The organism is Mesorhizobium sp. (assembly GCF_004962245.1).
Classification (GTDB): domain Bacteria; phylum Pseudomonadota; class Alphaproteobacteria; order Rhizobiales; family Rhizobiaceae; genus Mesorhizobium.
This window is the reverse complement of the sequence record NZ_SUHQ01000007.1, coordinates 18,262-32,209: the sequence shown is the minus strand read 5'-3', so window position 1 is coordinate 32,209 and position 13,948 is coordinate 18,262. Positions and strand designations below refer to the sequence as shown.

The following is a 13,948-nucleotide window of genomic DNA, read 5'->3' as shown; positions in this document are numbered from 1 at the left end:
CACGATCGACGCGCAAAGGACGCCGTAGCACTTTGATTTGCGCATGATCCTTTACCGAAAATCGGTACCGATTTTTGCTACGCTGACCTTCGGCTTGGGGGTCATGCGCCGGGTTTTGCGCAGCACCAGCCTTGGCGTCGAACGGCTTCAGTACTCGCGTTCGTAGAAAATGCCGCCCTTGGCCTCACCGGCGTCGCTGGCCTCGCCGCGCAATTTGACGCCGCGCCCGACGTCGAGATCAATCGCCGCCTTGCCCGAACCCGGCTTGTCGCCCTTCTGGATCGTCACATAGGTGCGGTCGTTGAGATATTTTCCCGCCGAGACGGCAGTGCCGCCCTCCTCGTCCGTCGTCACGTCGAGATCGTCGATGCCGATCGCGCCGCGCAGGTTTTCAAGCAGCGAGGTCGAGCCGCCGACACCAGCCAGTTGCGCGGCGGCTTCAGCAAGCTGGGCGATCTGCAACGGCGACAGGTTCGACATCGAGCGGCCGAAAATCAGTTGCGCCAGAACCTCGTCTTCCGGCAGCGCCGGCACCGACGAGAAGTTGAATTTCGGATTGGTCGCCTCGCCCGATACCACGATGGTGACGGTGGCGCTGCTCGTCGTCGATGTCGCCGTGAGGTTGAGATAAGGCACCAGCGATCCTGAAAAGCCGACCGTGCCTTCGGTGAAGGTCAGTCGCTTGGCGAGGATTGTCAGCCGCCCGCGCTGCAAGGTGAAGGTGCCGACCGCTTGCGGCGACGACGCTGGACCGGTCAGCCGCAGCGAGCCGCCAAGCTCGGCATCGACGCCCCTGCCCTGGATGAAGATCTGGTTCGGCGCATTGACCGTGACGTCGAGGGTGAGGCCGCCGCCACCGCTGCTGCTGCTCGCCGTCGCCGGGCGCAATGCCTTGTCCTGCGCGCGCACGGCGGCCGGTGCGTTCTTGTGCTTGACGTCGAGCGCCGCCAGCGAGCCCGGCAGCTTTTCGGGAACGGTGATGACGGTCTTGGCCAGGTTGATCGTGCCTGAAATCACCGGCGCGGACGCGAGCGGCCCCTTGATGGTCAGGTCGCCGCCGAGATTGGCGGTGACCACCCTGCCGTCGGTGTAGCGGCCATCGACGAGCTTGACCGACAGATCGGCCGGAAAACCTTGCGCCGGATCGATGCCGACCGTGCCGCTGGCCGACAGGCTGCCGCGTGTCGACAGCGTGCCGGTCAGCCGGTTGATCCTGGCGACACCGCCGCCGATCGCGACATCGGCGGCGATGTCGTTGATCGCAAGGCCTGAGCGGGCATCGACCAGACGGGCGCCTGATGTACCAACCGTGCCGGAGATCACCGGCGACGTCGCCGGGCCGCGCACCTGCACATTGACATTGGCCGTGCCGCTCAACGACAGGCCTTGCGCGGCGAGTGTCCTGGTCAGGAAGGCGAACGGCACCCTGCCGGAAAAGTCGAGATCAAGGGTGGGCGCGCCTGATGTCGTCACCGCGCCGCCACCCTTGAGGCCAAGGCCGGCTCCGTCGCTTATGTCGGCGTCGAAGGCCAGTTTGTTGCCCGAATATGTGCCGGAGGACGAAACACCCATGCCGCCGAAACCGGCGCCGCGGGTCTGCGACGTCTGGACGCCCGCGGCGTCTATGTCGAAGGCGACGGCCGGATTGGCCGGCGCGCCTGATACTTTCACCGTGCCCGAGATTGAGCCGGCGGCATCGAGACCCGGCGAAAAACTGTTGGCGAGCGAGATCGGCACCCGCGCCAGCGTCGCGTTGAGATCGAGCGCCTGCCCGACCTTGCCCGAAACCGTCGCCGTGCCGCCACCGAGGTTGAGCACGAGCTTGTCCAGGCTGGTCGTGCCGTTAGCGATGGTGATGGTCGACGCCTGGGCGATGGCCGCCTTGATGCCGCGCATGGTCGCCTCGCCGGAAGCGAGCTCGACCGTCGTCGTGCCGTTGGCGATCCTGACACGGCCGGCGGCCTTGGCCGGAATGTCCTTGACGGTGGCGCCGCCGGAAAAGCCGGTCCAGTCGCCGTCACGCTTGAGGTCAACGTCGATGCCGCGGATGACGGTACTGCCTGAGGTGACACTATCGGCACGGATTTTTCCGGAGATCACGGGCGCCGCGAGGTAATTGGCGATCAGCGCGTCGATGGTGACCGTCTTCGCCGAGACATCGCCGCGTGAGATCGAAGCGGTCGAAGCCTCGATGGCGACCTCAGGCGCATTGCCGGTCTTCGAGAATCGAATAGTGCCGCGCACGTCGCCTTCCGCCTTTTCCAGGGCCAAGGCTGCGAGCGGTCCGATATCAGGCAGGTCGAGCGCCACGGTGCCTTCAGGCACGAAGGCCTCATCGAGCGCGAGGTCACCCGATATCCGGTTCTTGCCGAGCGACAGCAAAAGCCCGTCGATGGCGCGCTTGCCGTCGGACGTCGCCAGCACTGCACTGCCTTGCAGGGCCTGACCCGCGACATTTCCGGTCAGTTGCACATTGGCCGCCGGGTTGGCGGCATCAGCCTTGCCGGTGGCGGTAAGCTTCAGTCCGGTGATCTCGCGTTCAGCCACCGAAAGCCGGTCGCTGTTCACCGTGAGCGACAGGTCGGGCGCGGTGCTGGGCCCTTGCGCGTTCAGCGCGAAAGCGATCGCGCCCTTGGCATCCCCCGACAGAAGCGAGATGTCGGCCAGCGCGCCCTTGATGTCGGCGGCGAGTTTGTTGTCGGCAAGGCTGGCCTGCCCGTCGGCGGTCAACGCGCCGGACACCAGCCTGATCGCGTTGGCGGTGACATTGCCATGGGCGTCGCGCTTCAGCGCGGCGCTGAGTTCCGTCCGCTCCGCCAGCACACCGCGCGCTGCCGCCGGCAGCGCCGCGGAAGCCGCATCCGCCTTGAGGTTGAGGTCGATGGATCCGTCGGCCAGCGAGACCTTTCCGTTGAAACCGCTGTTCAGCGCGTCGCCCGTCACCGAGCCGCTGTCGATGACGATGGTGTCAGCGGCGAGGCTGCCGGCAACCTTGGCGGTGATCTTGCCGGCGATCAGCGGCGCGATGGTCGGATTGTCCAGGCCGATCTTGTCCGCCGTCACCGTGCCGGAAATCGGTCCTGTCCGGCCTTTCACGTCGAAAGCATCGGAGTGCAGTGCAAGCGTGATGCCTTCGACCTTGGTAAAATTGGTTGCGACCGAAGGCAGCGTCGCTGAGATATCGAGCTGTGGCTGCGTGCCCTGCCCCGCGGCCTTGACGGACAGTGCCTGCAGCTCGAGCTTGATCGGGCTTTCGCTGCTGCCAAGCGCCAGCGGCAGGCTCGGGCCGGTCGAGGCCAGGTCGAGCGTAAAATCGCTAGCGCCGTTCGGATTGATGGTGCCGGTCGCCTTGCCGGAAACCTTGTCACCGGAAAGCGTCGCCTGGTCGATGGCAATGCCGCCGGCCGACGAGAAGCTGCCTGCCGCGTCGAGACTGAGCGGCCCGAGTCCCGCCTGGCGGGTCTGACTGGTCTCGGCGCCGTTGAGCTGCGCATTGAAACGAATGTCGGGGGCAGCCGACGATCCGGTGATCTGCGCCGTCCCGCCGAGCGTGCCCGCGGCGTCCAGGCCGGGTGAAAAATCATTGGCAAGGGCGGCGGGCAATGCGGAGAACGTGGCTGCCAGGTCCAGCGTCTGGCCGGCGGTGCCGGAGACACTTACCGATCCGCCGCCGACATCGAGCGCCAACTTCTCGATGCTGGTCGTGCCATTGGCGATGCTGAAGGTCGATGGCTGCGCGATCGCCGCCTTGATGCCGCGGACGGTCGCCTCGCCCGAGGCGATCTCGACGCTTGTCGTGCCATCCGCGATCTTCACCCTGCCTGCAGCCGTGGCCGGAATGCCGGCGACAGTGGCGCCGCCGGTAAACCCGGTCCAGTCGCCATCGCGCTTCAAATCGACGCCGATGCCGCTGATCACGGTGGTCCCCGATGTGACATTATCGGCCTTTATCGTGCCGGAGATCGCCGGGCCTTTGAGATAGTTGGCGACCAGCGCATTGACGGCGATGGTCTTCGCCGCCAGATCGCCGCGCGAAATCGAGACGCTCGTCATATCGATGGCGACCGCCGGCGCGCCACCATCATTCGAGAGGCGGATGCTGCCTTGCAGGTCGCCTGCCGCCGTCTGCCCGGCAAGTGCGGCCAACGGGCCGATATCGGGCGCTTCGAGTGTCAACGTGCCGAGCGGCAGCAGGCTGTCGTCGAGAACGAGATTACCCGAGACCTTGTTGTCGGCGAGCGACAGGCTAAGCCCGTTGAGGGAACGCTTTCCGTCGCTCGTGACCAATGATGCCCTGAGATCGAGTGGCTGGTCGTTCACGGATCCGGTCAGTGAGACATCGGCGGCCGGATTGGCGATGTCGGCCTTGCCGGTCGCCGACAGCTTGATCTGCTTTACCGTGCGGCCCGACGCCGTCAGACTGTCGCTGTCGGCCGAGACCGAGAAATCCGGCGCCGTGCGCGCGCCGCTCGCCGACAGTGCGAAATCGACGGCCCCGCCGACCGGTACGCCGACCATGGGCGACAGCACCGAAACGTCGCCGAGCGTGCCCTTGATGTCGGCCTGGATGTCGGTTCCCGTCACGCTGGCGGTGCCGCTGGCGCTGAGCGAGCCGGAAGTGAATTCCAGTGCATTGGCGGCAAATGAGCCTTGCGGATCGCGGGTCGCGGTGGCGGAGAATTGCACGCGCTCGCCGAGAACAGTGCGGATCTGCGGCGGCAGCGCCGTCGACACGGCATCGGCGTTCATCTTCAGCGTCATCGCCAGATCGGCCAGCGTCACCTTGGCCGTCACCGAGGCATTGAGCGCCTCGCTGCGCAGCGTGCCTTGATCGAGGACAATCTCGTCCTTGCTGACCGATCCGGCGAGATCCGCGGTCACCCTGCCGGTCACCAGCGGCGCCAGCGTCGCCACGTCGGTGTTCAGGCCGCCGGCTGTAAGCTTGATGGTGACTGGTCCGCTGCGGTCCTGGATGTCGAAGCCGTCGGAATGGATTTCAGCCGACAGATCGTCCAGCCGCGTGCCGCCCGCCACCACCGAGACCAGGGACGCGCCGATGTCGACGATCGGCGCCTTGCCGCCGCCGAACGCACGGGCCGTGGCGCCTGTGATCGCGACGGTGACCGGCTGCGCCGCAGTGCCGAGGCTGAGCACGATCGGCGGGCCCTTGGCGGCGAGCTCCACCGAAAGGTCGCTGGCGCCGTTGGGGTCGACAATACCGGCGGCAGTGCCATGCACGGCGTCACTATCGATGCTGGCGCGCTCGACATCCACGCCGCCCGCGTCGATCGCGGTTCCGGCGAGGTCGAAGCTGGTCTTGCCCGCAAACAAGGGTTTCAGATTGTCGGGCATAAAGCGCTGGAAGTCGCCATCGCCCTTGGCCTCGACATGGTTGCCCTTGTCGGTGAGCTGATGGCGGCCGGTGAGCTGGGTGACGATCTGGCCGTCGACAACGAATGTGCCGATGCCGCTCCAGTTGGCGACTGGCCCCGAGCCAGTGACGACGATGTTGATCGGCGGCGCATCGGGCAAATTGAGCAGATTGGCGATGATGCCGCCGGCCGGCTCCGATGCCTTCAGATCGAGGTCGAGCTTGTTGTCGGCAGGCGCGAAATGGATGCTGGCGTCGACCGTGCCTTGCCTGCCGTCGTGGCGGGTGATGTTGAGGTTGGTTTCGAGCGCCAATGGCGCCGCGTCGGCCTTGAACGAGCCCTTGGCCGCGAGTTCGGCGATGCCGCTGCCGGCCAGCGCCTGCCCGAGCGCGATTTCGGGCAGGTCGATCTGCTTGATGTCGAGCGACACCGGCAGCGTGGTGGCGCCACCTTGGCTCGGCTGCGTGCCGGCCACCGGCAGCCGCGCCAGCTCGATGCGATCGGCGGCGATGCGGCCGGCGCTGAAGTTTTTCGACAGAAGCGCAAGGGGCGACCAGTCGACGGCCACCTTGCGGGCCACCAGCCAGGCACCCTGGCGATCTTCCAGCACCACATGATCGAGCCTCAGCGCGCCCGACCAGATGCCGTCGATGCCACTGACCGTGACCTTCTGGTCATCGGTCGACGCTATGGTCGAGATGATGCCGGCGAGATTGTCGCGGCCGCGCTCGGTCTTGGTCAGCACGACGAGCGCACCGACCACCGCCGCCACCACGATGAGCAGCGTGTAAAGGACAATGCGGAGGATGCGCTTGAACATTGTCATCAGAACGCCTGGCCGATACCGGCATAGATGCCGAAACGCGGATCGTCGGGATCCCGGTTGAGCGGCACCGCCGCATCGATGCGCAGCGGTCCGAACGGCGTAATATAGCGCAGGCCGACGCCGGCGCCGACCTTCATGTCGGAAAAGTCCGGGAACTCCTTGGTCGAGACCGTGCCGGCATCGACGAATGGCACGACGCCGATCGTGTCGGTGATGGCGATCCGCATCTCGACCGAGGTCTCGAGGAACGAAAGCCCGCCGATCGGCTCTCCGTCGATATCCTTCGGGCCGATGCCCTGATAGGCATAACCGCGCACCGAGCCGCCGCCGCCGGCATAGAAGCGCCGGTCGGCAGGAACATCCTGAAGGCCGGCACCAACGATCGAGCCGATGGCGACACGTTCGGCGAAGACGAACTTCGAAGCCGAGTCGAGCGACTGGTAGGCCGATCCCTCGCCCCTCAGCTTGACGAAGGCCGCACCGCTCAAAATGTCGTAGCTCGGCTCGACATAGCCCAGCACCCTGAAGCCCTTCGTCGGGTTCAGCCGGTTGTCGCGGTTGTCGTAGACATATTGCAGCGGAACACTGGCGATCAGATAGGTATGCTTGCCGAAGGAATCCTCGATCCTCGAATAGTCGAGCGCGACTTCCGCGGACACAGTCTGTTGCTTGTCGAGTTCATAGGACAGACCGGTGTTGCCCTTGACCGAGAAATGGTCGTAGGCGTCGGGATGCTCGAGTACGGTCTTGACGCCGGCGAAGAATTTCGAAGCCGGCCCGACCACGCCAGGCTTTTCGAACATGATGCCGGCATTGTAGTTGAGCTCGGTCAACTCGTTGCTGCCGATGCCGCTGATTTTACCCTCGATACGCAGCTTTTCGGCACGGCCAAACAGATTGCGGTGCCCCCAATAGCCTTCGAGGCCCAGCCCCTCGGTGTTGGAGAAGGTGCCGCCAAGACCAAAATAGCGCGGCTTGCGCTCGCTCACTTCGACGCCGATCGGGATGTTGCCGTCGGCGTCGAGACTGTCGGCCTCCTTCAGCGTCACGCTGTTGAAAACTTCCAGCCCGAGCAGCCGGTCGCGCGCGTCGTCGATCTCCTCGGGCGAATATTGGCGGCCGCGCTTCAGGCCGGTCATGTATTCGGTGAAATCGCGGTCAACCTTCTCGGTGCCCTCGATGGTGGTGTCGCCGTAGCCGGCAACCGGTCCGGCCGCCACCGTCAGCGTGACGTCGAGCGTCGCGGTGGGGTGGTCGGCGACGATCTCGCGGTCCGTCACCTTGGCCAATGGCCTGCCTTCCTCCTTGAGCGCCCGCACGATCGACGCCTCGGCCTTGAGCACGGCGCCGGAACCGGCATCGCCACCGGCGATCAGGCCGAAATCGGCGCTCGCCAGCCCTGCCGCATCGCCCTCCAGTCTGATGTCGCCAAGCGTAAATTTCGGCCCGGTCGCAACGTCGATCACCACCGGGATTGGCTGCGGTCCCTTGAATTCGGCATCGGGCGGCAAATCGTCGAGCGGCTTGCCTTCGATGGTGATGGTGACGACACCCTCGTAGCGGGCGTCCGCGTAAAGCGCGGCGATAAGCTGATCGCGGTCGCCGCGCGCCTTGGCCAACAGGCCGAGCGAACCGGAGACTGGACGTTCTTCGTCGGCCTTCAGAGTCGAGGCGTTTTCGAGCTTCTTGACGAGATCCTTGTCGGCATCGGGCGCCTCGATCGTCACGGAATAACGCAGCGGATCGACGATATCGGCATCTTCGTCCTCGGACGATCCCCACAGCTTGATGCCGAAAATCTCGAAAGCGGCCGCTTTTCCGGTTTCGGCGACCAATGCAGTCGAGCAAAGCAAAGCCAAAAGCAGGGCGAGCGAAAACACACGCCGTGGCGCGGTTCCTCCCGACATCTGCCCTTCATACGCCAACATTACAACTCTACCCTAGCTCCCAAAGCTAAAATTGGAATGAACTTCTGAATTGCTCGTAAAGGAGCCACAATCCAATTGTCTGAAATGGACAGGGCTTGGAATTCACACCTTCTGCGTTGCCGCAAGAAGGCGTGATCCCTGTCCTATGGAGGTACTACCGGTCATCGGCCGGAAAGGAAACCGTTGGCAGGCGGAACCTGCCGCGTCGTCGTGTTGACAAGCTGGACTGAAGCTTGAACATGTTTGGACGTAACGTAGCAGTGTCGGGAGGGTGTTATGACAATGCGCGCGGCTCGTGGTCTGTCGGTCCTTTTGCTCCTCTTTTTCGCCCTGGGCAGTGTCGCGCAAGCGGCCGAAGCACGCCGGGTGGTGACATCGGACAATTCCGACTATTTCGGTTTCGATCTCAGATCCGACCAGAATGTCAGCCTCGACCAGTGCAAGACGACATGTCTCGGCGATCCCGCCTGCCGTGCCTTCACCTACAACCCCAAGGTCAAATGGTGTTTTCTCAAATCCGACTATAATGCGCTGAAACCCTTCAACGGCGCTGTCGCCGGCAAGGTCGTCAACATCGAAGGCGACCCCGATATCGGCGCGCCGCCGGATCTCGCCTTCTTCCCTGCCTGGATGGCCGACCAGGCCCAGCAATACCGCAACAGGCTCACGGACCCGGCCTACACCAAGCCCACCGAAGGGCTTGCGGCGCTGCGGGAGGCGGCCCAACAGGCGTCGCAGACCGGCGACCACCGCTCGGCCATGCGGAAATACGAGGCTTTGGTTTCGGTATTGCCCGAGGACGGCCAGCTCTGGTTCGAACTGGCGCAGGAAACACTCGCCGTGCAGCCGGCCGCCAACAGCGCCGAGGCCTCGGCCCTGCCGTCAAACGCCACCTCCGCCGGCTTCAACGCCTACAAATTGCTGCGCACCACCAAGACGCGCGCCGACGTGCTGGCGCTGCTCGCCGCCGCGCTCGATCGGCGCGACCTCTCCCGGCCCGCCCTGCAGGCCTACGAAGCCAGCCTCGCTCTGGTCAATTCGCCGGCGGTCAAGGCCGACTATGAAGATTTGAAAGCGCGCAAGGGCTTCCGCGTCGTCGATCACACCGTCGAAGCCGACACCAGCGCGCCGCGCATCTGCGCGCAGTTTTCCGAGGATCTGGTCAAGACCGGTGTCGATTATTCGCAATTCGTCACCGTCGACAACGCCGCCCCCGAGGGCGTCGAGGCCAAGGACAAGCAGATCTGCGTCGAAGGGCTCGAGCACGGCCAGCATTACGACGTGACCTTCCGTTCCGGGCTGCCGGCCGCCATCGGCGAGGTGATCACCGCCCCGGTGGTGCTGTCGATCTATGTGCAGGACCGCGCCCCGTCCGCTCGTTTCACCGGCGACAGCTTCGTACTGCCCGCCGGCGCGCGCCGTGGCATCCCGGTCGTCACCGTCAACATGACCGCCGCCGAAATGAAGCTTTACCGCATCGGCGACCGCTCGTTGACCCAGCTCCTGTCCGGCTACCAGTTCCTGCGCCAACTCGACGGCTACGACATCTCCAACATTACCGACCAGATGGGCGAGCCGGTCTGGGAAGGCCAGATCGACATCGCCAACGCCCTCAACAAGGAAGTCACCACCTCCTTCCCGGTCGACGAAGCCCTGCCGCAGCGCAAGCCCGGCGTCTATGTGCTGACCGCGCAACCGGTCGACGAGAATGGCGACGACTATGATTCGCGCGCCACGCAATGGTTCGTCGTCTCCGACATCGGCCTGTCGACCTATACCGGACAGGATGGGCTGAACGTCTTTGCCCGTTCGCTCGGAACCGCCGAGCCGATGGCCGGTGTTGAACTGACGCTGCTCGCCAGGAACAATGAAATCCTCGGCACCGCGACATCAGACGCGGAAGGCCGCGCCGTCTTCAACCCCGGCCTGACACGCGGCGAAGGCAGCATGGTGCCGGCCGTGCTGACAGCCAAGCAGGGCGACAGCGACTTCGTCTTCCTCGACATGGGTCGCGCCGGCTTCGACCTGTCCGACCGCGGCGTCACCGGGCGTCCGGCGCCGGGCGCGCTCGACGTCTATGCCTGGACCGAACGCGGCATCTACCGCGCCGGCGAGGACGTCCATGTCGCTGCGCTTGCCCGCGACGGCGCCGCCAAGGCGGTCGAGAACCTGCCGCTGACCTTCATCTTCACGCGCCCCGACGGCGTCGAGAACCGCCGCATCGTCAGCGATGGCGCATCGGCCGGCGGCCATGCCGTCGACCTGCCGCTCGAACCCAACGCCATGCGCGGCACCTGGACGGTGGCGATCCACACCGATCCCAAGCAGGCGGCGGTCGCCAGCCAGATGTTCCTGGTCGAAGATTTCGTGCCGGATCGCATCGAATTCGACCTGTCTTCCGACAAGCAGGAGATCGCGCAGGGTGAAACCGCCAACGTCACCGTCGACGGCCGCTTCCTTTATGGCGCGCCGGCCGCGGGGCTGGCGCTCGAAGGCGAGCTGACGCTGTCGACCACTCGCAACTGGGATCGTTTCAAGGGCTATTCCTTCGGCCTCGCCGACGAGCAGTCGGCGGAACCGTCAGTCACGCCGTTCACCGATCTGCCGGTGGTCGGCGAGGACGGCAAGGCGACCTTCCCGGTTTCCGTCGACCAGTTGCCCTCGACCACCAAGCTCGTCGATGGCAAGGTTACAATCAGGATGCGCGAGACCGGCGGCCGCGCCGTCGAACGCTCGCTCAACATCGGCATCCGGCCGCAGGGCCACATGATCGGCATCCGTCCGGACTTCGACGGCGACGAGGTGCCGCAAGGCGGTACGGCGAAGTTCAGCCTGATCGCCGTCGACCCCGACGGCAAGCGCGAGGCGCTGCAGGGCGCGCAATGGTCACTGGTCAAGGTCGAACGCAATTACCAATGGTACCGCTCGAACAACTCCTGGAACTATGAGCCGGTGACCTTCACCAAGTCGGTGGGCAACGGACAGGTCGACATGACCGCCGACGGCGAAGCCACCGTCTCGTTGCCGGTCGACTGGGGCCGCTACCGGCTCGAGATCGAGACATCGGATCCGGAAGGCCCGGCGACCAGCTACGAGTTCGACGCCGGCTGGTATGTCAGCTCCACCACGACCGAAACACCTGATGGCCTCGAGATTGCCCTCGACAAGGACACCTATGCGGCAGGCGACGTGGCCAAGCTCAAAGTGTCGCCGCATTTTGCCGGCGAGCTGCTCGTCACCATCGGTGCCGACAAGCTCTTGAAGACCGTCACCGCCAGCGTGCCGGTCGGCGGCAGCACCATCGACATCCCGGTCTCCGACGACTGGGGCGCCGGCGCCTATGTCACGGCAACGCTGTTCAGGCCGGGGGATGCGCAGGAAACGCGTATGCCGGCGCGCGCCATCGGCGTGAAATGGCTGAAGGTCGATCCGGGCTCGAAGAAGCTCGCCGTCGCCTTGGCGCCGCCAGACAAGACCATGCCGCGCCAGCAGCTGTCGATCCCGGTCTCGGTGGCCGGCGTGCAGCCGGGCAGCAACGCCTATGTCATGGTCGCGGCCGTCGATGTCGGCATCCTCAACCTGACCAACTACAAGGTGCCGGATCCGGAGACCTGGTTCTTCGGCCAGCGCATGCTCGGCCTTGAGGTGCGCGACCTCTACGGCCGCCTGATCGACGGCTCGCTGGGCACCACCGGCAAGCTGCGCACCGGCGGCGACGGCGCCAACATGCAGTCGCAAGGCAGCCCGCCGACCGAAAAGCTGGTCGCCTTTTTCTCCGGCCCGGTCCAGCTCGACGCCGACGGCAAGGCGCGGATCGACTTCGATATCCCGCAGTTCAATGGCACCGTGCGGGTCATGGCCGTCGCCTGGACCAGGGACGCGGTCGGCCATGCCCAGTCCGACGTGATCGTGCGCGATCCGGTGGTGATCACCGCCGGCCTGCCACGCTTCCTGGCGCCTGGCGATTCGGCTGTCATGCGGCTCGACGTCACCGACGCGGACGGTCCGGACGGCGATTATGCATTGTCGATAGACACCACCGGCAATCTTTCGACCGGCAGTGCCGCCCTGCCCGAAAAACTGACGCTCGCCAAGGGCAAACGGCAGACGCTGACTGTGCCGCTGATGGCTGAGACACCGGGCAACGCCTCGATCACCGTCAAGCTCGCTCATGCCGACGGCACCGCTGTCGAGCAGACGCTCTATGTTCCGGTGCGCCCGGCGCAACTGCCGGTAACCACCCGCATGGTGGTCGACCTCAAGGGCAATGGCGGGTCGCTGCGCGTCGACAAGGAGCTCCTGGCGGCAAGCCTGCTCGACGGCGCTTCGGTCAGCGTCGGCGTTTCACAGGCAGCGGCCTTCGACGTGCCGTCGCTCCTGATGACGCTCGACCGTTATCCCTATGGCTGCGCCGAACAGACCACCAGCCGCGCCATGCCGCTTCTCTATGTCAACGACATGGCGTCGGGCATCGGCATGGCCAGCGACCCCGACCTGCACGGCCGCATCCAGGGCGCCATCTACAAGGTGCTGAGCTATCAGGCCTCGGCCGGCAGCTTCGGCCTGTGGGGTCCAGGCTCCGGCGATCTGTGGCTCGACGCCTACGTCACCGATTTCCTGACCCGGGCGCGCGAGCAGAAATACGACGTGCCGGCACAGGCGATGAACCAGGCGCTGAGCAATCTGCAGAACTCGATCGGCTACGATCAGGACGTTCAGGACCGCGGCAGCGAGATCGCCTATGCGCTCTATGTGCTGGCCCGCAACAAGAAGGCCTCGATCGGAGATCTGCGCTACTATGCCGACACCCAGCTCGAAGCTTTTACGAGTCCGATGGCCGTTGCCCAGTTGGCGGCGGGCCTGGCGCTTTACGGCGACACGCAGCGCTCGGAAGCCACCTTCCAGGCCGCCCTGCAACTGGCCCAGTCGACCTCGGCATACGACGACTACAGGTCCGACTATGGCTCGCCGCTGCGTGACGGCGCGGCGATGCTGGCACTTGCCGCGGAATCGAAGCCGGTGCCGACGATCGTGCCGGCGCTGATCAAGCTGGTGACGAAGGAACGCGCCGCCGTCCGATGGACCAGCACGCAGGACGAGTCCTGGATGCTGCTGGCGGCCCGCGCGCTGAAGGCCGGCAATGATGCGATCGCGCTGACCATCAATGGCGCGCCGCATGCCGGCGCCTATTCGGACCGGATCGCCGGCAGCGACCTGGCCGACAGTCCGCTGACCGTCGCCAACACCGGCAGCAACCCGCTGCAGGCAGTTGTCACCACTGTGGCTTCGCCGATCCAGCCTCTGCCGGCCAGCGGCAACGGCTTCACCATCGGCCGCACCTACTACAAGCTCGACGGCACCGAAGCCAATGTCACGGAGGCGACCCAGAACGAACGCTATGTCGTCGTGCTCAAGATCTACGAGCAGAACAAATGGCCTTCGCGGCTGGTAATCACCGATCTGCTGCCGGCCGGCTTCGAGATCGACAATCCGGGCCTGGTTTCCAGCGCCCAGTTGTCGAACTTCTCCTGGCTGGCCCAGACCGACGCCGCCCATCTCGAATTCCGCGACGACCGTTTCGTCGCGGCCTTCAATCCCAACGATGGCGACGGCGACCGCAACATCACGCTCGCCTACGTCGTGCGCGCGGTGACGCCGGGCACCTATGCCCATCCGGCGGCAACGGTCGAGGATATGTACCGGCCGCAATATTCAGCTCGCACCGCGACCGGGATGATGGAGGTCAAGGCGCCGTAAGGCGCCGATGGTGGCGAACAGGAACATGGCGATGGCGCTGCCCCTCATTGCCCTGCCGGGCATTT

Annotated in this window: 3 protein-coding genes; 1 reads left to right on the top strand and 2 read right to left on the bottom strand. The window is 65.3% G+C overall.

Features of this window, described 5'->3' with window-relative positions; translation table 11 throughout:
* Window positions 1–147 precede the first annotated feature (147 nt).
* Together E5X88_RS09385 and E5X88_RS09380 are read right to left on the bottom strand one after the other, a co-directional pair.
* Complete coding sequence (locus E5X88_RS09385) at window positions 148–6,198, bottom strand: translocation/assembly module TamB domain-containing protein (RefSeq protein WP_292160609.1); 6,051 nt, start codon at window positions 6,196–6,198, stop codon at window positions 148–150.
* A complete protein-coding gene (locus E5X88_RS09380; RefSeq protein WP_292160607.1) occupies window positions 6,198–8,126 on the bottom strand; it encodes an autotransporter assembly complex family protein in 1,929 nt (642 codons plus the stop codon). Before E5X88_RS09380 ends, E5X88_RS09385 begins: the two co-directional genes overlap by 1 nt.
* Window positions 8,127–8,402: 276 nt before the next feature.
* Here E5X88_RS09380 and E5X88_RS09375 point away from each other — a divergent pair, with 276 nt between their 5' ends.
* The gene (locus E5X88_RS09375) at window positions 8,403–13,883 is read left to right on the top strand and encodes an alpha-2-macroglobulin family protein (RefSeq protein WP_292160605.1); all 5,481 of its coding nucleotides are present in this window, start codon (window positions 8,403–8,405) and stop codon (window positions 13,881–13,883) included.
* The last annotated feature ends 65 nt before the right edge of the window (window positions 13,884–13,948 follow it).